This window comes from Sphingobacterium thalpophilum, from assembly GCF_038396785.1.
GTDB lineage: Bacteria > Bacteroidota > Bacteroidia > Sphingobacteriales > Sphingobacteriaceae > Sphingobacterium > Sphingobacterium thalpophilum_A.
In genome coordinates this window covers 3,960,699-3,985,248 of record NZ_CP151087.1, presented here as the reverse complement: position 1 = coordinate 3,985,248, position 24,550 = coordinate 3,960,699, and the positions used below count along the sequence as shown (strand labels likewise).

At 41.3% G+C, this 24,550-nt stretch carries 16 protein-coding genes and 4 tRNA genes; 2 read left to right on the top strand and 18 right to left on the bottom strand.

From position 1 onward, the window contains the following. Position 1: 1 nt before the first annotated feature. Both AACH28_RS17675 and AACH28_RS17670 read right to left on the bottom strand, forming a co-directional pair. Positions 2 to 937, bottom strand: a complete 936-nt coding sequence (locus tag AACH28_RS17675) for a ParB/RepB/Spo0J family partition protein (protein WP_075994480.1) — start codon at positions 935 to 937, stop codon at positions 2 to 4. A gap of 1 nt (position 938) precedes the next feature. Beyond that, on the bottom strand, positions 939 to 1,736 hold the full coding sequence (locus tag AACH28_RS17670; RefSeq protein ID WP_070561294.1) for a ParA family protein: 798 nt from the start codon (positions 1,734 to 1,736) through the stop codon (positions 939 to 941). Between the two features lie 227 nt (positions 1,737 to 1,963). Between AACH28_RS17670 and AACH28_RS17665 the strand changes: the two genes are divergently transcribed. Beyond that, the gene (locus tag AACH28_RS17665; RefSeq protein WP_088163207.1) at positions 1,964 to 2,485 is read left to right on the top strand and encodes an NADPH-dependent FMN reductase; all 522 of its coding nucleotides are present in this window, start codon (positions 1,964 to 1,966) and stop codon (positions 2,483 to 2,485) included. A 205-nt stretch (positions 2,486 to 2,690) separates the two neighbouring features. Here the strand turns inward: AACH28_RS17665 and AACH28_RS17660 are convergent, their stop codons facing one another. Then, positions 2,691 to 5,636 (bottom strand): insulinase family protein, encoded by a 2,946-nt coding sequence (locus AACH28_RS17660; protein ID WP_341831124.1) that lies wholly within the window; start codon positions 5,634 to 5,636, stop codon positions 2,691 to 2,693. 260 nt (positions 5,637 to 5,896) lie between these two features. On the opposite strand from AACH28_RS17660, the gene AACH28_RS17655 reads away from it, so the two are divergent. Then, positions 5,897 to 7,078: an acyloxyacyl hydrolase gene (locus AACH28_RS17655; protein ID WP_341831123.1), complete on the top strand. Its 1,182-nt coding sequence runs from the start codon at positions 5,897 to 5,899 to the stop codon at positions 7,076 to 7,078. 80 nt (positions 7,079 to 7,158) lie between these two features. Here the strand turns inward: AACH28_RS17655 and AACH28_RS17650 are convergent, their stop codons facing one another. From AACH28_RS17650 to AACH28_RS17580, 15 genes are all read right to left on the bottom strand, one after another. After that, entirely contained in the window at positions 7,159 to 8,007 is an 849-nt protein-coding gene (locus AACH28_RS17650) for a transposase (protein WP_341831122.1), read from the bottom strand. Positions 8,008 to 8,122: 115 nt separating this feature from the next. After that, positions 8,123 to 8,488 carry a transposase gene (locus tag AACH28_RS17645; RefSeq protein WP_149525777.1) on the bottom strand — a complete coding sequence of 122 codons (366 nt, stop codon included), beginning with the start codon at positions 8,486 to 8,488 and terminating at the stop codon, positions 8,123 to 8,125. A gap of 137 nt (positions 8,489 to 8,625) precedes the next feature. Then, positions 8,626 to 8,700 (bottom strand) — tRNA-Val (locus tag AACH28_RS17640). Between the two features lie 34 nt (positions 8,701 to 8,734). Beyond that, positions 8,735 to 8,809, bottom strand: a tRNA-Val gene (locus AACH28_RS17635). A gap of 9 nt (positions 8,810 to 8,818) precedes the next feature. Beyond that, positions 8,819 to 8,896 (bottom strand) — tRNA-Val (locus tag AACH28_RS17630). Positions 8,897 to 8,906: 10 nt separating this feature from the next. Beyond that, positions 8,907 to 8,984 (bottom strand) — tRNA-Val (locus tag AACH28_RS17625). Positions 8,985 to 9,114: 130 nt separating this feature from the next. Continuing rightward, positions 9,115 to 11,184 (bottom strand): putative porin, encoded by a 2,070-nt coding sequence (locus AACH28_RS17620; protein ID WP_341831121.1) that lies wholly within the window; start codon positions 11,182 to 11,184, stop codon positions 9,115 to 9,117. A gap of 113 nt (positions 11,185 to 11,297) precedes the next feature. Then, positions 11,298 to 12,113, bottom strand: coding sequence for a purine-nucleoside phosphorylase (locus AACH28_RS17615; protein WP_286710248.1), 816 nt, complete (start codon positions 12,111 to 12,113; stop codon positions 11,298 to 11,300). Between the two features lie 119 nt (positions 12,114 to 12,232). Next, positions 12,233 to 13,723 (bottom strand): sodium:solute symporter, encoded by a 1,491-nt coding sequence (locus AACH28_RS17610; protein ID WP_115046435.1) that lies wholly within the window; start codon positions 13,721 to 13,723, stop codon positions 12,233 to 12,235. 39 nt (positions 13,724 to 13,762) lie between these two features. Then, positions 13,763 to 14,575 carry an N-acetylmuramic acid 6-phosphate etherase gene (murQ, locus tag AACH28_RS17605; protein ID WP_201669728.1) on the bottom strand — a complete coding sequence of 271 codons (813 nt, stop codon included), beginning with the start codon at positions 14,573 to 14,575 and terminating at the stop codon, positions 13,763 to 13,765. A gap of 22 nt (positions 14,576 to 14,597) precedes the next feature. Continuing rightward, complete coding sequence (locus tag AACH28_RS17600; protein ID WP_231585211.1) at positions 14,598 to 15,242, bottom strand: polysaccharide deacetylase family protein; 645 nt, start codon at positions 15,240 to 15,242, stop codon at positions 14,598 to 14,600. Between the two features lie 50 nt (positions 15,243 to 15,292). Next, entirely contained in the window at positions 15,293 to 17,119 is a 1,827-nt protein-coding gene (locus AACH28_RS17595) for a glycoside hydrolase family 9 protein (protein WP_236586153.1), read from the bottom strand. Positions 17,120 to 17,161: 42 nt separating this feature from the next. Beyond that, positions 17,162 to 19,021 carry a PQQ-binding-like beta-propeller repeat protein gene (locus AACH28_RS17590; RefSeq protein WP_313419863.1) on the bottom strand — a complete coding sequence of 620 codons (1,860 nt, stop codon included), beginning with the start codon at positions 19,019 to 19,021 and terminating at the stop codon, positions 17,162 to 17,164. A 143-nt stretch (positions 19,022 to 19,164) separates the two neighbouring features. Then, a complete protein-coding gene (locus AACH28_RS17585; protein WP_286802848.1) occupies positions 19,165 to 21,006 on the bottom strand; it encodes a RagB/SusD family nutrient uptake outer membrane protein in 1,842 nt (613 codons plus the stop codon). 13 nt (positions 21,007 to 21,019) lie between these two features. Next, entirely contained in the window at positions 21,020 to 24,511 is a 3,492-nt protein-coding gene (locus AACH28_RS17580; protein WP_286727414.1) for a TonB-dependent receptor, read from the bottom strand. Positions 24,512 to 24,550: the final 39 nt, after the last annotated feature.

The following is a 24,550-nucleotide window of genomic DNA, read 5'->3' as shown; positions in this document are numbered from 1 at the left end:
ATTACCAATCTAACAATTCAAGAATGCGACTTAAATCATCTTCCGATTCAAAAGGGATCTCAATTGCTCCTTTTCCTTTTGTGCTCTTCAGATTCAATTTGACGCGAGAAGAAAATTTCGAAGCCAGATCATCTTCAATCTTCTGCAATTGAAAAGACATCGGAGCTTTATCTTTCCCGGCTTTTTTCTTACCGCCTTTTTGTAACTCACGAACCAACTCCTCCGCCTTACGAACGGATAAACCTTGATCAATAATCAACTTAAAGATATAAAGCTGTTTATCAACCTCAGGAATATTAATCAAGGCACGAGCATGTCCCATGGTCAATGCTCCATCACGTATTGCCGCTTGAATGACGGGTGGGAGTTTTAATAAACGGAGATAATTTGTAACAGTAGAACGGTTTTTACTGACTCGCTCCCCCAATTCTTCCTGTTTTAGATTACATTCCTCAATCATGCGCTGAAAGCTCAAGGCTACTTCAATCGCATTTAGGTTCTCCCGCTGAATATTCTCAATCAGGGCCATTTCCAGCATCTGCTGGTCGTTGGCGGTACGGATATACGCTGGGATTTCGGTGATACCGGCCAAGCGAGAAGCACGGAGACGTCGCTCCCCGGAGATCAACTGATAATTACCGTCCGAAATTTTACGTACGGTAATCGGCTGAATTAATCCTTGTAAAATAATTGATTCCGATAACTCCTGTAAGGCAACCGGATCAAATTCCGTACGCGGCTGAAAAGGGTTGACAGATATTTCTTCTACACGAACATGGCTGATACTGCCATTCTCTTTTGTTGTTTTTACAGCAGTTGATGTAACTAGAGGAGCCTCTTCCACTTGCTGATTACTTTTAGCAGGAACTTCTACACTATCGTTTAATAGCGCACCTAAACCTCTTCCCAGTCCTGTTTTACGCTGATGTGCTGCCATATTATGCGGTTACTGTTTTATTCATTTCATTAAGATGCCCGTTTTTCTGTAAAATCTCGCGTGCCAAATTCAAATAATTAATTGCCCCTTTGCAGGAAGCATCATGCATGATAACAGAAATTCCAAAGCTTGGAGCTTCGCTCAAACGGGTATTTCGCTGAATAATCGTATCAAAAACTAAATCAGTGAAATGTGTTTTTACTTCCTCGACCACCTGATTTGACAATCTTAAACGAACATCATACATGGTCAACAAAATTCCTTCGATCTCCAAACTTGTATTTAAACGGTTTTGAACGATTTTAATTGTGTTCAACAACTTACCAAGTCCTTCTAGGGCAAAGTATTCGCACTGTACCGGAATGATGACTGAGTCCGATGCAGATAGTGCATTGATTGTAATTAAGCCTAAGGAAGGCGAACAATCGATGATAATAAAATCATAATCCTGTTTCACCTGATCCAAGATCTTTTTCATCTTGTACTCCCTTTCGTGCATATTGATCATCTCAATTTCTGCCCCAACCAAATCAATATGAGCGGGTAAAAGATCCAAATTTGGTGTTTCTGTTGATTGAATCGCCTCACGAGGATCCAAATCATTTACCAAACATTCGTATACACTTGCGCTGATTGTACGAGGGTCAAAGCCAATCCCAGAAGTAGAGTTTGCTTGGGGATCTGCATCGACCAACAATGTTTTATATTCTAAAACCGCCAAACTAGCCGCCAAATTAATTGACGTTGTGGTTTTTCCGACCCCACCCTTTTGATTTGCGATTGCAATTACTTTTCCCATCTTGAATGAAAACCTTTCTTAATTAAAATGTCTTTTTATACTACATTTCACTTTTTTGAAGATCAATTTGCCAAATTTTTTATCCGTAATTCAAATTAACAAAACAAATTCAGCATATTTCGTACTTTTGATTGATCGAAAGCACATATCCTCAGGATGCTAAGATACAAAAAATCAAGATATGTATCCACTTTGAAACTGCGCTTTTTATAAGTATCAACAACACAATGATTTTAATAATATCCGGAACAAACCGTCCCAATAGTAAGACGTTAAAAATAGCAAAGTGCTACCAGCAATTACTTGACCGTAAGTCAATTGAAAGTGACATCTTTTCGTTGGAAGATCTACCAGCAAACATTTTAGAAACAGATCTTTATGGCAAAAGAAGTACAGCATTTGAACCTATCCAAGAAAAGATCAGTAAAGCGGATCTGTTTATTTTTATCGCACCAGAATACAACGGAAGTATACCAGGAGCGCTCAAGCTTTTTATCGATTGCTGCACTTTTCCGATCAGCTTTTATCACAAGAAAGTTGCATTGGTCGGACTATCTTCGGGACGCTATGGCAACCTCCGTGGCATCGATCATCTGACCGGCATATGCCACTACTTAAGAATGCACGTGCTTCCCCTCAAGATCTTTCTACCCAATGTTCAGAACGAACTGAATGATGAAGGGCAGTTATTCAAAGAAGATACGCTGCAATTTATCAACGAACAGATTGAGGAGATTATCCGGTTTTAATACGCTAGTTTTAGTAGCCATGATAGCGAATTCACCCTAAAACTAATCCTACTCACGAACAGTGAAACAAGGATTCCGTAGCGTGAACAAGCATAAAAAAAACAAAGGGCATCACAAAACCTGATACAAAAAAAGCCTCCGGCAAACACCGGAGGCTTCTTAATTTCATACGCTAATCTAATTCTTAAGACAAGCAATCCGATATCTAGTAGCCGAAGATCTCTTTAAGATCCAGCTTTTTAACCTCGCCCAGTTTCGCAAGATCTTCTGGCTTAAGACTTTCTTCCTTCGCTACAATACAGTAAACGTACGGCTTTTGACTCATTTCTTTCTTGTGGAAAGTATTTAGGTCGCCATAGGTTAATTTTGGTGCTTGCTCATAGACAACTTTACGAATATCAGTTGCATTCCCCAAACGTTGTGCAGCCAGATAACTACCTAAGATAGAAGCATTCAATACACGTTCACTGGCAATTGATTTTTCCAGACTTACTTTCGCAATATCCAGACCCTTAGCACTTTCAGGCAACACATCCAGCAACTCATTCATGCCTTTAACCGCATCGTTAAATTTATCAGCCTGCGTCCCAACATAGGCTCCAACGGTATAGTGATTTTCCTTTTTATAAGGCTGTCCGTAATAAGCATAAGTTGAATAAGCCAATGCTTTTGATTCACGGATAGTCTGGAAGACAATACTTCCCATTCCGCCACCAAAGTAATTATTAAACAATGAAACAGTCGGTGTTAAGGCACTGTTGTATATTCCTGAACTTCTATACCAAAACACTTCAGCCTGCTTCATATCGAAATTAGCAAAAAGGACCTGGTTCTTGCTTGTTGGCAATTCTGCAAACACGACCGCCTTTTTCGCCTGAACATACTCTCCGGCACCTTGTTTCAAAGGTTTCGCTTTCGCTGCAAATTCCGAGGCAGTTAACGGGCCAAAATAAAGCATCGTATGTTTCATATTAGCCAAATCGTGCAATGCCTTCACCAAATCCTCCGCTTTTAAAGCATCCAATTCCGCATCTGTAAACACATTATTAAACGGATTTTTAGCGCCGTATTTAGCATACGATTTTAGGCCTTCCATGATCGCTCCCTTGTTTTCTTTCGCATTTGCTCTCGCTTTTTTAAGACGGGCAATATACATTTTGAAAGCCTCCTGATCAGCAACACAATTACGCAACAAATCCTGAATCAAGCTCAATGTAGCCGTAAAATTTGAATTCAAACCTGAAATCGACACCATGGTTTCCTCATTTCCTGCAGACACCGAAAAATCAGAAGCCAATTGATAGAAATCCTTGCTGAATTGCTCACTGGATTTGTCTTTTGTACCCAAAAATTCAAGATAACCCGCAGCCAATGAAAGTAACTTATTGCTCCATTTTCCACCATCAAAACGATAAGACAGCGAAAATAGCTCATTATCTGAGTTCTTTACAGCAAGTACTGGTAAACCGTTCGCTGTAGCTTTCTTAATATCTTTGTTATAATCGACCCATACCGGTTGGATTTTATCCTCTGGCATTGCTTCAACCCGCTTCAAGAACTCAGACTGATCGTCGCGATTGACCGTTACAGGAGTAATCTCAGGTTTAACAACTTTAACAACATTATTATCAACGCCCTTACGCTTATAAACAACAACATAATTATTGTCATTCAAGTATTTGTTCGCAAAATCCACCACATCTTGCTTGGTGATTTTATTCAATTCATCCGAATATCCCACAACAGACGCCCAATCCTGACCCGAAGTAAAGGCATCCATCAATGATTCAGCTCTGTCACCATAGCTTTCGTTCTGTTTGATTTCGTCTTTCTTCGCATTGTTGACGATGGCTGTTATCAAATCATCCGAGAATTCACCTTTTCTCAATTTCGCCAATTCTTGCAACAGCAGCTGTTGCACCTCTTCCAAGCTTTGTCCCTGACCAGGATTACCCTGCAACAGGAGCAAAGAATAGTCTTTTAACACATAAGGGAAAGCGCCAGCACCTAATAATTTTTGATTCTTCACCAAATCCAGATCAATCAGACCAGCAGAACCATTCGTCAAGATCTGACTCATCAGATTAAGCATACGGGCATCCTTTGTCGCAGCGCCAGGAAAACGGAACCCCATTAACATAAATTCAGCATCCGGACCTTTAACCTCGCGGACAACAGGAGTTAAAATTGGTTTCTCCGCATCAAAAGTATAGGCTGGAATCTCTTTCGCCTGCATAAAAGCAAAGGCCTTATCCACCTTTTTCACCACCTCGGTAGGATCAAAATCCCCCGACATTATCACCCCCATATTATTTGGGACATAATAGGTATGAAAATATTCACGAATCGCTTTCAAAGACGGATTTTTAAGGTGCTCTACCGTACCAATTGTCGTCTGCTTTCCGTAATTATTATTGGGAAACGCTGCTGAAAACATCGACTCTACAGCCTTACGATTATCTTTATCCAAGCTGATATTTTTCTCTTCATACACAGCTTCCAGCTCAGTATGGAAAAGACGCAATACCGGATATCTAAATCGTTCTGCCTGTACAGCAAGATACTTATCCATTACATTACTAGGAATTTGCTCCTGATAAACAGTCTGCTCAAACGAAGTGAAAGCATTGGTACCTTCCGCTCCCATTGATGCCATCAATTTATCATACTCATTCGCAATGGCATATTTCGCAGCTTCTCCAGACACTTTATCGATTTCCTTATAGATTGCCTTCCGTTCGGTTTCGTCTGTTGTACCATTGTATTTCTCATAGAGTGCATCAATCTGATCTAACAAAGGCTTCTCCTTTGCCCAGTCTTTAGAGCCAAATTTATCGGTTCCTTTGAACAACATATGCTCCAGGTAATGGGCCAAACCGGTGTGATCTTTCGGATCTGTTTTGCTCCCCGCTTTTGTTGCAATGTAAGTTTGAATACGTGGTTCTTTTTTGGTCGGACTCAAAATCACAGTTAAGCCATTTTTTAGCTTATAAAACCGTGAATGTGTAGGATCGTTGGTTACGTACTTGTAGGTGTACCCCCCCTCAGATGCTTCTTTCCAATCAAATTTGGTGTTTTGGGCAAACAAAGCACACCCCGCTGTTGTTAGTGCAAACGTAACAACAGTAATTCTAAATAGGTTTTTAATCATATTTCCTTTTTCTTTTCACCTCAAACTTAGATAAATTGCTTTTTATATGCAATACAATTAAAGACATAAACAATAATTATTTACCCATTTGACATCCTGATGGTTAAGCCGCCCAATTTCTCTCGCCACCAACCGACAAGATGTGGGTGAAAAATGGCATTTTTTACAACTAGATTTCGCTACTGTTTAAATACTATTGTTACAATGATATATCATTCTTATTTTTGCAAAAATTTTAAAAAACGCTAACGTTTTATTTCATGAGATCAAGAATACTTGCTTTTGTGACCCTGGCACTACTCTCCTTTCGTGCCACTGCACAGGTCACACCCCGAATAGAGAATCCGAAAGACACTTTACAAAGCCGTACCCCAGCCAAGACGAGACTTATATTTCAACTTGAACATGAAAGTGGGGGCGAACTCAAATTCAATGAGCGCTCCAAAGAAACCCTTGCTGACTCATACTATAGTGGACTAAATTTCAGAGTCGGTTTTCAAACTCAGTTTCAAGACTCATTAAAGAGCATTTACAATGAAATATACAACTATCCGATATACGGTATCGGAATCTACAGCAGTACTTTTGGTCAGGAACACCTCGGACGACCTTTCGCGGCTTATGGCTTTGTTGCCATTCCCATTAGACCAAAAGTAAACTCGAGGTGGAATTTCAACTATCGGATTGCACTCGGCCTCTCGGGCAGATTCAATCCTTATAATGAAGAAGATAATCCTTTCAATCTACTTATTGGCAGCAAAAATAATGTATTTATTGATCTTGGACTTCAGGCCAACTACCGCCTAAATAAAAACTTCCAGGTAGGGGCCGGCGCAGCCTTTCATCACTTCAGCAATGGAGCCCTGGCATTACCGAACACCGGGATAAACCTCGTCCCCTTGAGCCTATCTGTTTCGTATACACCAACAAACAAACCTTTTGATTATAGAAAAAGTAGTATTCCACCGATGGAGAAAACAGAGGAACTCCATTTCAACTATGCCTTTGGCTTCAAACAGATTGACCGCGAACACGATGGCCAATATTTTAAATCTACATTAGGCGCATACTACAGCAGGCATTTCGGCTACAAATGGCGGCTTGGCGCTGGCTTCGATGCATTTTATTCAGCTAGCGGAAACGATGAGAAGGTTGCCGGCGATAAAGCCGGGAAATTCTCCGCCCTATTTTCTTACGGCCCAGCATTCTACATTGATCATGTGTTAAATTCACGTCTATACATCAACGGAAATGTAGGAGTCTACCTTCATCGCAACGAATTCAATGGCGAAAGCATGCCCGTGTATTTAAGAGCAGGTGTACGTTATAAAGTATACAAAGATTTCTTTGCCGGTGTTTCCATTAAAGCCCATGGTGGCAAGGCTGATTTTATTGAATGGACGACAGGTTACGGAATTAAACTAGGTAAGAAACGGAAATAGTAAGAAAATAAACGCGAGAGATTCCCGAGACAGATTGAATACCGGATCGGGGACTTTGGATCAGTTTCAAAACCTGTGGACTACGCAAATAATTTGGTCAATCTGAACAGGAAGAAATTGATGTCACCTACACCTCTAAACTGACTTCTGAAAGCTTTTATCTTTGCATTGAAAGATTCTGCTGAAGCATTTGTACTCTTGTTGTCGAAGTAGTTCAATATTTTTTTGTGATGGATATTTATGGTTCTGGAGACGGTGTTGAATGACTTGAAGCCGGCCTGTTCCACTTTATCCGCCCATTTTGCCAACCTTGTAAAGGCGTAGATCTTATCTATGGTGGTGTTGAATATCCAAGAGAGTTCTTGGGATAGCCTGTACGCCTTTTCAATATCGGGATATCGCTCAAAGAGTACAGCAGCCCTTTCTCTTTGCTCGTAAGTCCATTTATGTTCACTTTTATAAAGCAGGTATCGGCTTCTTGCAAGTAACTGTTTGATGGTTTCACTGTTGGATAGGACTTCCGGAAAATAGGTTTCCTTATTCTTTCGTGCTTGGTCAATTGCCTGATTTTCATAGTCAATGGCCTGCCAGCGGTGCTTTATCCTTATTTCCTGAAGCGCTTCGTTAGCAAGTTGCTGAACATGGAAACGGTCTATTACCTGAACAGCATTGGGAAAGCATCTTTTGGCTATCAATCCCATATTACCGGCTAAATCAAGCGTTATCTCTTGAACTTTATTTCGTAATCTCTGTGGGATCTTTTGAAGGATCGGGATAATGTTCTCTGATTTTGTCCCGTTCAGTATGGCTACAATGGTCCCTTTTTTGCCCCGTGCTTCTTTATTGGTGACAACGGTATAGAGCTCGCCATGGGATAGGCAGGTCTCGTCAATAGAAAGATGGCCGCTGACATTCTGTGGGAAGGTCAATCCATCTCGCGCATTTTCGCGATGCTCCCAATCCTGGAAACCGCTCAGTTTATTGCGGTAGTATCTCCTTAGTTTACTGGCTGATATCCCATAGAATGAACTGATGGTCTGAATGCTATGAGCCTGGTTGTCCGCTGATACCTTTTAAAAAAGCTGCGAAATCCTGTGTGATGCGCGTCCCTTTGGCTACTAGTTCCCAATTTCTGTAGACTACTTTATCGGTATCCTGGTTGAGCCACCTGCGGCGCTTGACATGAAGATAGACCTGCATGCCACGGATAGGAAAATCTTGAAGGGTAACGGGTTCGAAAAACCCCTTGGAAATCAACTTCTGGCCTTGATATTCTTCAGGTGTATTATTGAGTTCCTCCAGAAAGATATCCAGTCTTTTTTCTTCTTTGGAATAGTGGGTCATCTCAAAATAATCGGAAACTCCTTCGGGAATAATTAAGGGCATTAACGCGTTGAAAGATTCGTGCATCTGTATAAATATCAAAGCACAAATATCTAATTATTTTTTATCCCCTCCACAACTTTTGTACATGATCCGGGACTTTCAAATTTACAGCGCATTCAGCCCATAAAAAAAGCGTTCATGAAGAACGCTTTTTTTTATCGTGGGGATTACTGGGTTCGAACCAGTGACCCCTACCTTGTCGAGGTAGTGCTCTAAACCAGCTGAGCTAAACCCCCTAACGAAAAAAAAGCACCATTTGATGATGCTTTGTGGAGGCTACAGGATTCGAACCTGTGACCCTCTGCTTGTAAGGCAGATGCTCTGAACCAGCTGAGCTAAGCCTCCGTTTTGGATTGGTGGAGAATACTGGATTCGAACCAGTGACCCTCTGCTTGTAAGGCAGATGCTCTGAACCAGCTGAGCTAATTCTCCGACTTTTGTATGGTGGAGGCTACAGGATTCGAACCTGTGACCCTCTGCTTGTAAGGCAGATGCTCTGAACCAGCTGAGCTAAGCCTCCATACTTTTTTAAAGAACGCCGTTCCCTAATTGCGTGTGCAAATATAGCTTAAAAATTCTATTCTCAAAATTATTTTATAAGATTTTATGCCTTTAATATCACAACAAGCTAAGAAACACCGAAATAATTTTTAATCATAGAACTTCCAAGAAATACCAAACCTAAAATTAGCACTATTCATCGGATAACGTCTGACCGTATAGTAACCATGCGGATAGAAGTTCTGATTTAAAAAATTATAACTCAAAAACATATTTACCCGTTGTATATTCGCTGTAATCCATAAATCCATGATCGGATATGTCGAAAACTCAATCTGTTTGTAAGCATTGTAAAACTGCCCTGTCCCAATCGAATAATTCGGATTGGCATAGGGTGTATTAAACTTTGCGTCCAGACCGATACTATAATCAATAACTTTATAAAACAGGTTACTGTAATACAAACTATGCCAGGTATACAGCTCGGGAACTGCCAATGCATCCTGTTGATCTGTCTTTTGATAGACCACGAGATTATCAAACGTAAAATGGTTTAATTTAAATTTTTGTCCAACGGTTACCTTTAACAAATTAGCTTTATCCAATTGTGCCGGAACAATCCATTTATCTTTCTTCGGATCGTTCTGTGGATTGGACAACTCTTCGAAATAAGAATAATTGTTCATCAGAAAATACTCCACCTTGCCATGGAAACCAAGCATCGGATTGGCATATTGAAAACCCAGATTCTGAATTTTCGTCTTTTTAAGATCTAAATCATTCCATTTTCCGTAGGTATAATTTAAATTCTCGAAAACCATCTCCGGAGATTTGTTCTGTGAATAAGCTGACAACGTCACCTTTCCGATTTTATCCCCCATCGAGATATCCGCTTTAGCTTCATACAAGAAATCTCCAAAGTTGTGGCCAAATACGATTTGATTCGCTTTTAAACTAAAATCAAGACGATCTGAAAACTTATATCCTAATTCACCTTTCACAATTCCGTTCTGATAAAAACGATCAAATGTTGTGCTATCCGGCAGTTTCTTCAGCGGCTGTGGATAGGCTGATGTATTATTGTAATACCGCATGGAGTCCAACTGATTCTGCTCCACCCAGTTCATGTCGTGCTGAAAAGCCAAATTCAACTTTGCCTCGTTCTTAAAGACCGACTTCCCTCTAAGAAAAAAGTTATATTCAAATTCATTGGAAACATTCGTGATCAACGTCTTATCATTGTTTAGCGCCAATGCTCTATTATTGTATGGTAATGCTGCATTTTGGTCATCCATGTTCTTGAAGAAGCTGTATGTCTGCCTTCGGATACGCGTATTATGCGCCATACTATTGGTCGGATGGATCTGCATGGTCGGCTTGCCTTTATCGATCGTATCCAATCGTCCCAAATAAAGTGACTGTCTCAGGAAGAATGAATTATCCCACCACTTAGATCGAGGTACCCTTGTGTTACCGGCATCATAGAATTTCGGTATAAATCGATCAGGAGACTGTCTATTTCCAGGCGCAAATGGAAGATCTTCTGTAATAGAGCCATTCTCCATGGCATCCAAACGATTAAATACGCCATTGATCAACAAATTATACCGGTTATTTTTCGATTCATACCAAGAAGCAACTGAAGCCTTTAAATCCGAATAATTCTGTCCAAGGTAAAATCCATCCGTTTTAGTAGAATGGAAATCGACATTCATATTCCATTGGGAATTGATATTCTGCGCCACCCGAGCCCTAAAAACCTGGTCATTAAAAAAGAATCCTACCGCGGACAATTCGGAGTACCTCGCCCGGGCCCTAAAATATTGGACCGAATCGGGGTTCAATAAATAACGTTCCAACGCTGTAAAACCAGACTGAAAGCCAATGGTCTTTTTAGGCTGGAACAATAGATCCCGTGTGGCAAGGCCATAAGCCCCAAGGTTCACACTGGGATTCCAAGGTAAATTCTGCGGATTATAATATTGATAATTATGATGTGATGTATCGATCTGCCGTGTATAAGTTCCTTTTTTTAACATATCCAGTGTGGCATATCGGATATACTTCGCAGAAAGGATGACAGAATCTTTCTTCCCGTCCTCTTTGGCTCTGGCCGAATCCAATGCGCTACTCCAATCCTCTTTGCTCTGCGCAATGACATCCACGGAATAAATAAATAAAACACACCATGCGGCAAGTATGCGTACGATCAACTTCATCTAAAATTATATAAAAACCAAAAAAGCTAAATTCACCTCAATGAACCAATTACCCTTCACCGCACACAAATCCAACAACCTTCTCCTTCAACAGAGATACATGAAGAGGTAATTTATTGCAAAGCTATTAATTCTTTCAAAATTAATGTCATTTTAGGTTCCGCTTTCTCCGCAACATTAACAATTTCCTGTAATGATACGGGTTTAAGCTCCTCGTGAAAGCCTTCATCCGTAACAACAGAAATCGCAAATACCGGCAGTGCCATATGATTAGCAACAATCACTTCTGGAACGGTACTCATACCGACCACATCCCCACCGATCAGGCGCATATAACGATATTCCGCTTTTGTTTCCAAATTTGGACCTGCGGAAGAAACATAAACAACTTTTCGCGCAGCAATAGCATGTTTGGCTGCAATTTCAAGAGCCTGTCCAATCATCTTTCGGTTATAAGGCTCGCTCATATCCGGAAATCGTGGACCAAACTCGGCCAAATTCTGTCCGCGTAGCGGATTATCCGGCAACAAATTGATATGATCTTCAATAATTCCAAGGTCACCTTTTTTCACATCAGGATTCAGGGAGCCCGCAGCGTTGGAAACAAACAATTTTTGTACCCCCAAAACTTTCATGATACGGATCGGAAAGGTAATTTGTTGCATATCGTAACCTTCATAATAATGCAACCTCCCCTGCATAGCAACCACATTGCGGCCACTCAGCTTTCCAAAAATAAGCTTACCAGAATGAAATTCAACAGTCGAAATGGGGAAATTTGGTATATTGGAATACATCAGCTGATACTCGACTTCAATTTCATCCACCAACTTACCTAAACCAGTACCTAGGATGATACCGAACTCTGGAGTAAAATCTCCAATTTTTCTACGGATAAACTCCGTAGTCTCATTTATGCTATGATACATACGTACAGAAAAACTAAGTATATCAAACTTAACTTAATTTTTCTGTACGTACAAATCAAAATCAATACTTGTATTTACATCTTCTCACCAATGGAGAAACTTTTTATCACTGGAATGCATTAATTATGGGACAATGCTTTTTCACTTGCTTTACCTGGAGAACTGATCAAAAGCATCACAAACGTGATAAAACCATTAATAATGATCAAATCCAATCCGATAACATAAGGTGTATACACTTCAATAACATAGGTTTTAAGCAAAAATAAGACGGTAGGCGAAAGTACACAGATATAAGGTACAGCGTTATCCCGCACGGCATATTTTGTGAATATTCCGAAAACAAATAAACCCAATAAAGGTCCATAGGTATAACTCGCTGCCGTAAAGATTGCATTGACGACCGAGTCATCATTGATCAGCTTAAAGACCAGAATAACCAACAGCATCACAATGGAAAAACCAAAATGCACATAATTACGCTGCTTGATCAGCGCTGGATCATTGGGATTTTCTTTTTTATTGAAATTTAGAAAGTCCACACAGAAAGATGTTGTCAATGCCGTTAGCGCACTATCTGTCGTTGCAAAAGTAGCAGCCGTTAACCCCATCATAAAGATGATTGCAGGAACAATAGCCAAGTGGTTTAATGCAATTTCTGGGTACAAATAATCGCGTGTTGCTAATTGAGTCACATCAATTCCATTTTTAGCCGCATAGATATACAGCAAAGCACCGACAGCTAAAAAGAATATATTGATGACCACAAAAACACTTGTAAAAGTGATCATATTCTTTTGAGCTTCTTTAATGGTCCCCATCGATAAGTTCTTCTGCATCAGATCCTGATCTAGCCCCGTCATCGCAATGGTCACAAAAATCCCTCCCAAGAATTGTTTCCAAAAATTAGCTTTACTACCGACAAAATCATCCCAGAAAAAGATCTTCGAATAACTACTTTCTTTTACAGCCTCGAAAGTATCGACGATACCAAAATCTAATCCTTTGGCCATAAAATAGATAGAGAGAATTACTGCGGTCACTAAAAAGGTAGTCTGTAGGGTATCTGTCACAATAATCGTCTTTAAACCGCCCTTATTTGTATACATCCAGATTAACACCAAACATATAACGACCGTAATCGCGAAAGGCACATTCCAGGCATCAAAAATAAAATGCTGCAATACGATTGCCACCAAATAAAGACGAAATGCCGAACCGATCGTACGGGAAACCAAAAAAATAGCAGCACCTGTTTTGTACGTGGTGTGCCCAAAACGTTCTTCCAAATAGGTATAGATGGAAGTCAAGTTCATTCTATAATAGAGCGGAAGCAATACATAGGCAATAATGACAAAACCAACGGCGTTCCCAAGAACAAATTGAAAATAGCTAAATTCAGACGCACCTACTGCGCCGGGAACCGAAATAAAAGTTACGCCGGAGAGCGCGGTACCGATCATCCCAAAGGCGACCATATACCATTTAGAGTTCCGGTTTGCGACAAAAAAAGTAGAGTTATCCGAAGCCCCCTTCGAGGTGAAGTGAGCTACTGCAAGCAGAACTGCAAAATAGATTATTATAAAAGATAATAATATTACTGGTGACATAGTTTGTTTTTAAAATAGGTGATTTTTAGTAGGTTATACTCAATGGGTAGCCTGATAAGCTTCGATGGCCTGTCTTACATTACCAAATTGTTCAAGTAAAGCCGCAGCCTCTTCTTCCAGCGCCCCGGTTTGATCCATAATGATACGTACACCACGACCGACCAGCTTATGGTTTGACAATTGCATATCGACCATCTTATTCCCTTTTACCCTACCCAATTGGATCATCACTGCAGTACTGAACATATTTAACACAAGTTTCTGTGCTGTACCCGATTTCATCCGAGTAGACCCGGTAACAAATTCTGGCCCAACAATAACCTCAACCGGATACTGTGCTACTTCAGCAATCGGAGAACCCCCATTACAGACAATACATCCCGTCACAAGTCCTTTCTCATTTGCCATTTTTAATCCGCCAATAACATAAGGTGTGGTTCCAGAGGCCGCAATACCGATAACAACATCGTTTTCATCAATATCATACGCTTCCATATCTTTCCAGGCTTGCTCCAAATCATCTTCTGCAAATTCAACTGCTTTTCTAATTGCAGTATCACCACCAGCAATCAACCCAATGATCCATTCAAATGGAACGCCGTAAGTCGGAGGTAATTCTGACGCATCCAACACGCCCAAACGACCACTTGTACCAGCGCCGATATAAAAAGTTCGACCACCAGCCTTCATTTTCTCCACAGTGACTTTGACTAATGCTTCAATCTGAGGGATAGCCTGCTCTACAGCAAGTGGCACAGATTTATCCTCATTATTGATATTTGTCAATAACTCATGCACAGACATCTTGTCCAAATCCTGATAATTCGAATCTTTCTCCGTTGTATTTACCATTATTAGTATATATTGTATTTCTTTATTTCAATAAATCGGGTACATCCACAAGTTGATACCCTTTCCCCTTTAATATGCTAATGATATCATCCAAATGATGATACAGCTTATCTTTCCGCCGATCATCAGTTCCCATATGAATCAATATCAAAAATCCATTGAGCCCATATCGAGCTTCGTGAGACCAAAGATTGTCGAGAATCGCTGTCGACGATAAATAGCGAGCTCCCATTTCAGGATAGGTATAATCGGCCGCAGTCCGTATTCCTGGTGTATAATTAACCGAATTCAGACCAACCGCTTTTGCCCAGTCGACTGTTTCACTATTATACCATTCATAAGAAGGAATATAATAGGACAAGTGCTCTCTTTTGACGCCCGCGCCTTCCAGTGCTTTCAGGTTTGCTTTAAGATCAGCGACAAAAGAGTCACGTTTGACCAAAAGCACCTCCCTACTCCCCCAGTCACTCACCAGAATATGTTTATCGGAATGCCCCGAAATCCAATGGCCATCGCTTAACATCTGACGGACATACGGCTTAAAACCTGGAGTTCTGAGATAATCGCCTGTCAGGAAAAAAGAGCCTTTAACGCCATTATGCTTTAGACTTGCTAATACCTCAGCAGTACCCTCAGATAAATCATGACCGGTAAACACCAGGGCCACCTGCCGTTTTGTCGAGTCGCCCCGGACAATAGCTCCAAAAATATCCCGTGTTACTTTTTTCCGGTAGGCTCCTCCATGGCCTTACCCTCCTTTGAAGCCAACAGATAAATCAACGAAGCGGTACCATCCATTGTCGGCTCATTCGTACTATAATCTCCGTAGTCGTCATGATAGACCGCCAGATCACTTTGAAACTCCGCATAGCTATCCGGATTATTCAACTTGATACCAATCAGATTGCGGTACGTGGATGCCATAATGGGCCCATCAACCAATCCGCCGTCGATCGGATGCTTTCCAAGAAAGGTAAATGCCGAATGCGGATCGACAGGTGTATCGCCTCCAGCCGGAAGACCATATACCATACTCGTGCCCCAAGGGTTCGCCCCGAATAACCAGTCAAAATTAGCTTGGGCTAGCTCATCAAAATGTGCATCTCCCGTCAATTCTTTATACCAGAGACATTGGATCGCAAAGGATACCGTTAAGTTGTTGCTACACCAAATAAAGGGAACTCCCCGAAAAAAAGCGTTTTTCTCAGCTCTCCGATTGACTTGCTCAATCCCCTGTTTATAATAGGAAACAATCTCCTCGCGATCTTGTCCTTTTAATCCTTTTGCCAACTCATAATGCCCAAGATTGATAAAAGGATACCACTGATAATGTGCAGCAGTATCGCTAACCATCCAAGGTGTAATCTTTTCTTGCCGGGCGAAGCGTAAGGCTTCTCGTGCAAACTTTTCTTTTTTTGTCATCGAAAAACCCATTGCAGCGGCCAACTGCATATCGTCTACCCAATTATCTTCGGCATAAATATAGGGCGATTTCACAGAAACTGTCTGTGTCACGCCTGGTTTTATATTGGCATAAGCATAGGCTGTTTCCGATTTCTTCGAAAGCAGCGTTGCATATTTCCGATCCTCTTTGTCAAACAACATCGCCCCCAGTCGAAAAGCACTACTAAATTTACCAGCAGTAGAGCTTGTCCCGGTTGTATTGTTCATAAACTTGCCACGCTGCTGTGGCTCGCCATCGATAAAATACACCGGTCTCTCAAATCCACGACCATAGTAAGGATCTTCCTTTGGCATCCGCATGCTGGCATGATCCCGGTCATCACCAATCTGATTGTACATTTGGTTGGCCTTGGGATGCATTTTCAACAGCCAATCCAAGCCCCATTTTGCCTCATCGAGCACATCGGCCCGGCCATTTTTTCCATCAAGACCATTTGCTTGCTTTAGATCACCAAACACCTTTGGAAAATCGCGGTAAGCCGCTAACAGATGAAATGTTGCATTTGCTGACGTTGTCGCATATTGCAAATAATCAGAAGCATCATGCCAACCGCCACCCGCATCGATACGGGAGCTATCGGGAATGCCAACCTTTCCTGCATACAGCGCAAAGCCATCGTGTGTATGGCAGCTATCGTTCAGAAAAGGGTTGAACAATGTCCGTTGTTGCCGCATATAACGCAGTGCAAAATCTGCCGCTCCTTTATAAACGTCCCGAGCGATTCGGAATGTTGGAGACTTCACATCTCCGGCCTGAACAAAAAAACGTCCCGTATCCTGCATAGAAGAGAAATCAAAACGAAAGCTTTGAACAAAAGGACCATAAGCCCCATAATCTTTTCCGACAGGATGCACATAGACTGTTTTACCCGTTTGCGCGTTTTTAATTTCAAAAGAACGAAGCTGCCTGATTGATTTCCCACCCCATACCGCGACCTTCTTGCCCGCCGGTGTATAGCCCAATTGGTTTATTCTAATCCAAGCATTTTGCTGTGCTTTCGCAAAGTTACAAACAAAACATGCAAAAACAAGCAAAAAAGCTTGACGTAAATTTAAGAAGTTTAGACATTTTTTTATCATATCAAGGCATTTATTTTCAAAAAGATCAATTCAATCGATTGCTTAAAACTGTAATGAAACTATTTTGCCATCCATCGTACTCGCTATCACCGTGTTTCGACCATTTAGCGCAACAGGATTAACCATTCCATTGGATATTTTATATTGCCATGCCACCGCGCCTGTTTTTGCGTCAACCCCAGATAGCAAACCCGAATGACTCGGCACAAAGACCAACTTGCCATTGGATGTAATTGCAGAAGGTGTCAATTCGTAGGGCAATTTAAGTTTGGACTTCCAGGCAACATCCATACGATCACCAGCAACCGAAATACCTAAAAGCTCCCCATCCATCGTCTTCACATAAACCAGTTTATGGTCTGCAGCCAGTCCCATAGACTCGCGCACCCGAATGGTATCTTTCTTTTCCCGCCAGATGACCGCACCGTTCTTCGCATCCAGTGCTGTCATAAAACGATCCGGTGCAACTACAAAAACACGATTGTTTACCCCCACCGGATTGCATGCCGCAGCAGAAAACATCCGATTGGCCTGTCCATTATTCCACTCCCACGAAAGCTTACCCGTTTTGGCATCCAAAGCATAGAATCCATTGCTCCAGGAACCAAAAATTACATTCCCCAAATAATACGTTGGCAGCGTCGATACAAATCCTTTGACCTGGTCAAAACTCCACTTTACAGCTCCCGTCTTGATGTCCAGCGCTCTAAACTTACCATCCGAGCCACCGATAAAAGCCACGCCATCATGTAGCAAGGGTGAACCCAAAACCGCCTTTTCAGTCTGTACCTTCCACAACAACTTGCCATTACGGGCATCTACCGCATAAATTGCATGATCCGATGATCCCGCCACGACAATTCCTTTCCACACTGCCGGAGTAGAATAAACTTTACCACCTGTACGAAATGCCCATAGCTTTTTGCCAGTTTTTAAATCAAGCGCAAAGATATCGCCCGCGGTATTTGATGTAATCACGCTATTTTTGTAAACAGCTAGTCCAGCCCCGATATCGCTGGCATCTTCAAACGTCCAATTGACTTTAACCTGATTTGCATATTTTGCATTCACAGCATAACTGGGTCTCGGGTAGCTTACTGTTTCATTTTCATAGTGATGATTAAATAGAGGGACAACAACCCAAGGTTTCTCCTGCATTCCGACACCGGGATTACGCTCCTGATAACTCGCTTTGCCATCAGCGATGGTCACAATATTATACCCTCCAACCGCTTTATTCGCACGCAGATTAGACCGTCCCATTACCCCCGGAATTCCTTCCCAATCGTATAATTTATTGGCATGACCATGCCCACAAAGCGCCAACTGGACATTCCGCGTTTTAACTCTTTTCAGTGCGTCAAACCAGTTATTTAACGATGAATCCTGTGGATAATGATTAATATAGATCAATGGAAGCTGTTTATCCGGATTCGCTGCAAAAATGGAATCCATCCAAACCAGGTTTTCACGAGGAATCTGACCAGGGCTCATACGCATATTTGGCCCCGAATTGGTTCCAATGAATGCGTAGCCTTTATGCTTAAAGAAAAAGGTTTCCCCACCAAAAACGGTTCGAAACGTATTGGCTCCATTTTCTGACCAATTGCCATCGTGATTTCCCGGAATCACATACCAAGGCAGCTGCAAACTATCTAAGATTCGCTTCGCAAGCTTTAACTCATGATCAGCACCAAACTCGGTGATATCTCCAGAAAGTATAACGAAATCAATATCTTTCAATGTATTCAGGTCCTTTACAGTACGTCGCAAATCCTCCTCACCTGTTGCACCACCGACATGCGTGTCTGTTACGTGGGCAAATTTGAAGGACTGCTGTGCTATCGCAACGTTAAAAACGCAGGATAATGCAATAAAAAAGGTGATAATTGGAAACCTCATGCGTAATGTTTTCTTAAAAATAGCGTTTTTATGCATAAAACAGAAATGATATTGCATTTTTATGCATCTTCATGTAAATCAAAATTCATTATGTATTAAAAAGCCTTTCTGAAATTCAGAAAGGCCTTTTAATACAATGCTATCTATTGCCAGCCTGGCGTCTGTGTTAAGATATAGCCCAAATTTGCATATTGTTGAATCTGATTCAGTCCAACAGGAGCCAAGTACGACCGATCGGTAAAACTTACCCTGTTCGCAAATTTCGGAACAACGTAATATCCCACCATAGCATCGGCGTTTTTACCATTGTACGTGATTGTATTTCCTGCTGCGTCACGGACTTTCAAAACACCTTCGTAAGCTTTTGTCAAACGATTTGGAAGATCCTTTTTGATATTTACCCAGGGACCTAGTGAATAATCGACATTGCGCGAAAAGTTCATATAATCCAATTTTTTCCAGCGACGGATATCATTCAATCGCGCATACTCATATACAAATTCCATTCTTCGTTCGCGTCTGATTTCCCACATCAACGGCGATATATCCGCATCGCGGCTTGGATCATTCGGCAGAGAATTTAATGTCAAAGGTGCTGTTTTCTTTACCCCTTTAGCTATGGCATCTGCGTCTAGCGGTCTATTCCGTACTGCATTGATCGATTTATCCAAATCACCTTGGGTAACAGCTGCTCCACCAAAAAACTCCGCAAGAATCTGCCTTGCCTCAATCCAATTCAACACAACCTCACCAAGACGCACAATCGGAGCATCATTTGTATTTGTATTACTACTCCATTTTGCTGGATAAGTTTTTCCAATATACGTCAAGGCTTCTCTAGCAGCAAATTTATGACCGTAAGCAAATGTTGATGAAGCTGTATTAACGGTATCCATCAACGAAGCTTCAAACCGTGGGTCTCTCGTTCTCGCCAAAGATTTCATCGAAAAGTCCGAAGCATTTGTGAGCGCTGAGTTTTGCCAAACCTTTCCATCGTTACAGATAAAAGATTTCAACAAATCCAAGTTAACGCCCTTCTGCCCTTCAGTACCATTACTGTAAGAACCTACGGCGTGCGTTACTTTCAAGGCATCATTATAAGTTCTGAAGAAAATTACCTCTGGATTGCTTGAAAGATCTTCAGATGCGAACAGGCTCTTAAAATCACTTCCAAAAGACCACTTACCACTGTTCATGACCACTTCAGATGCTTTAACCGCAAGCGCAAGATACTTTTTCGCACGATCTTGATCTAAGCCATGGTATTTTTCCCAGGAACCTTCAAACAACATGAGGTTAGAAATAAGTGCCGCTGCTGCATATTTATTTACATAACCTTTTCCGTCATCAGCACGCATATTATCAAGCACATACTCAAAATCTGTATAGACTTTATCCATAACCTCCCCGCGCTTGGTACGTTCCTTATACATTGTAGCCTGATCCATCGGATCAACTTCAACATCAAAATAAGGCACATCACCAAACACAGAAACTAACCTACTATATTCGTAGCCTCTAAAAAAACGAGCTACTGCAGTCCAGTGCTTATACTCAGCCTCTGACAATTTTGACTTGGCCTTTGTTTCAATCCTGGTCAACATCACATTAGCCTTTCTAACCCAGTAAAAATTCCAGGTCGGCCCTGAGTAGGTCGTCAACATATCAGGTGTCACCGTACTCGCACCTCTACTCGTCGGAACAACTGACTCAAAGCCACCTTGCGTTCCTTCAGACGTAAAGTCATCTGCATAGTTATATCCCACTAAGGGAGCATAGGCCGTACCATAAAAAGTATTATAGCCAACAAAATAATTTAAATAAAAATCATTTGCATACAAACGAACATCAGCTTCATTTCTCCAAAAGTTTTCATCGATTACTTTAGTTTGATCAGGCCTATCCAGCACATCCTTACTACAGCCTACCCCCAATAACATGGCGGAAAGCATGATAGATCCAATTTTTATTCTATTTAATTTCATCTGTCAAATTCGTTTAAAAGTTTAACTGAACACCAAATGAGGCACTCTTAAATGTTGGTGTTCCAACACCTGTACGTCCACCGTTGTAATTCGTTTCATTAAAAATCGAGAAGCCTCCCACCTCTTCCGGATCAATCGGTAAGCCACGAAGCTTATCCCAAGTGAAGAAATTCTCCAACGAAACATAAACACGTAAGTTATTTATCTTAGCTCGTTGCACGATATGCTGAGGAATTGTATACCCCACAGTTAGGTTCTTAATTCTCAAATACGACATATCCAACAGATAGCGGGACTGAACTTGCATATTATTGACATTCGCACTACCGCCGTTGTTGAATGCAGCCGGATAGAATGCTCCTTGATTATCTTTCGTCCAGTAATCGTTTACAAAGCTTGCAGGCATTGCTCCATCTGAAGTGTTAAATCCTGGAATCGCCAAGAATCCTGCTCCCCAAACTTTACGTTGCCCCACACCTTGGAAAAATGCTGAAACATCGAAGCCTTTCCAATCGGCACCAAATCTAAAGCCATACTGATAACGAGGCGTCGAATTACCAATGATCTTCATATCGCCAGGATTATCGATCGTACCGTCACCGTTATCGATCTCGCCGTCACCATTCAAATCTTTGAATTTAACATCCCCAGGACCAAAATAGAAATTAGTTGAATTTTGGAATCGTGGCTGATAGACAGGCTTTTCACCATTCGGCCCCTCTTTCAAGAGATAGACATTATCTGTACTTCCATAGTATTTGGTCATATCTGCATTTGGTTTTACCAACTGCGGATTGTTATTTCCATCCAATACAAAATCATTGTATTGGTACAGACGGTCTGTCTCATACCCCCAAATATCACCATATACCCGACCATTATAATTCACACCGGTAGTGCGTAATGACGTATAGCCACTAAAAACAGATTTAGAGTCATCCAAATTAGCCCTAAAATTAATACCCAATCCATTCTCAAATCGGTGATTAAAATCGATGGCCAATTCAAAGCCTTTGGTCGTCAAGGTACCGAAGTTACCCCAAGGCGCCGCAGAACCCAAGGTCAGTGTTGTTCCTTCCAAAGGAGCAAACATATTTTTGGTCTTCTTCTGATACCAGTCAAACGTCAAACCTAATTTATTCTTGAAGAATCTGGCATCCGCACCGAAATCCAGGGTCTCCAGATCTTCCCACGTAACGTTTGGCCAATTCAGTTTTGGCGTGCCCACAGAATTCAACAATGCGCCATTGACGATGTAATTAATCTGACCCGCATCCATGTTTGAAACATAAAGATCAGAAGGTACCGTTTGATTTCCGATAACACCCCATGAACCTCTAAACTTCAACTGATTTAATGTAGCCCTTGACCAGTCCATGAATTTTTCTTCTGAAACTACCCAGCCTGCTGAAAAGGATGGAAACCATCGCCATTTCAAATCTGTTGGAAACTTGGAGGAACCATCATAACGGATATTACCTTCAAATAGATACTTATTCTTATACGCATAGTTCACACGGCCAAAATACCCTAATTGTGATTCCCAATACTCACCACCGCTACCCGTAATTTGGCCCACAGCCAAATCAAACTGAGGATTTGTGATATCCAATAAATCAGCACGCTGTGTCCAATGGAAAGAACCATCGTTTGTTACTCTATTTAAACCAAGGATAAATTTAAAGTTATGATCATCATTCAAGTCGAGCTCATACGTTGTAAATGCATTGACAGTATGCTTATGTTCATTTTGTGAACGCATATAGATATGATCTTGCGCAGAACCATTCGCTGTATACATATCATTGGAAAGATCATAAGCTAAAGTTGCATCAGCATCTCCCTTATTGACAACAGCTCCTTCTTTATTGACATAAACTGGATTTCCTTGTGCATCAAACCGTTGTTTGGCTGCTACCCAAGAATTGGCTGCTGTATATCTCGTCCCGTTTTTACGCCAGCTATAATCCTCATTGGTAAATGTATAGTCTACATCTACTTTCCAATTCTTCATTATATTAACTGTAGCACCAGCGCTTAAATTAACATAATTGCGAAGCATGGAAGCTTGGTTTGCCGCCTCATTTTCACTCCATGGACTCCTTATTGGGTTGTTATTTTCGTCATAGCCCATTGGATAAAGGGAACTCCAGCGATACATGTACAACCATGGATCGGCCGTTGTTGAGTTTGTCGCATAAGGATAGATCTTGTTCCGTTGTGCAAACATCACTCCACCCCTAATAGTCACATATTTATTCAGTTCGGTATTTAGTCTTAATGCAGCATTATACCGTTTAAACTTATCCGAATCGCCGGCCTTTAACATACCGCTTTGGTTCAACGAACCAAATGAAGCTGTATATTGTGTCTTCTTAATGGTACCATTTAAAGACAAGTTATGTGTTTGTGTGGGAGCCCACTCGCGCACCATATAATCATATGGATCATACGTTCTAACACCGTACTTTTTCGTCGGCGACCCCGGATCTACATACCAGTCTCTGCCATATACCGTTGGATCATCTTTCCCGATTGAAGATCCATATTTTTTATCCCACTCCACTGCGCGTTCATAACTTTCTCTATTTACTTTATAGAAAGCACCAGTTTCGGTTCCGCCAACTCTTTCTAATGCGTCAATGGTATATTTCAAGGCATTAACACGTCCCATTTCCAACTTTTTATATGGATTTTGGAATGAGAAGTTATTAGAATAATTTACGGTAACCTTTTCCGCACTTCCACCTGTTTTCGTCTTAATCAATACGACACCAAAAGCAGCTTTCGCACCATAGATGGACGAAGAGGCAGCATCTTTTAATACGGTGATCGACTCAACATCATCCGGATTTACATATTGGATACTCGGGATTTCCACATTATCCACCAAGATCAATGGACTACTATTCCCTTGAATGGAAGATATTGCACCACGAATACGCATGGTAGGATCAGATCCAACCTCACCACTCGGTACAGTAACACTAAATCCTGGTGTCGTTCCTTGAATTGCCCGGCCGACATCGGCGATCGGACGACTCTGTAGATTCTCCTTCACATTGATCGATGAAACCGCACCAGTAAGGTTACCTTTTTTCTGCGTACCGTAACCGACAACGACCACTTCGTCCAACGCTTGATTATCGTCCGCTAATGTTACATCAAGCGTAGCTGAAGTAATGGCAACCTCCTTCGTCACGTATCCTACAGACGAAAAACGCAACTTGCTCCCCACGGCAGCTGTAATTTTAAAATGCCCCTGAGCATCAGTCTTAGTTGACGCAGTACCGCCAATCACAGACACGCTTACCCCAGAGACTGGACCTTTTCCATCCTTTACAGTACCTTGCACCGTATTTTGAAACGCATTTTTTGCAGAAGAACTCAGAAAGGCGCTTGTTAAATTGTCGCGATTCAAAGCACCTTCTTTTTTTGCAAAAGAATAGGATTCAGAAGGAAAACTCAATCCAAGAGCAACAGAAAATAGTACAAATTTTCGCATTGATTATAGAGTTTTAAAATAAATGATTCTAGTTAATAT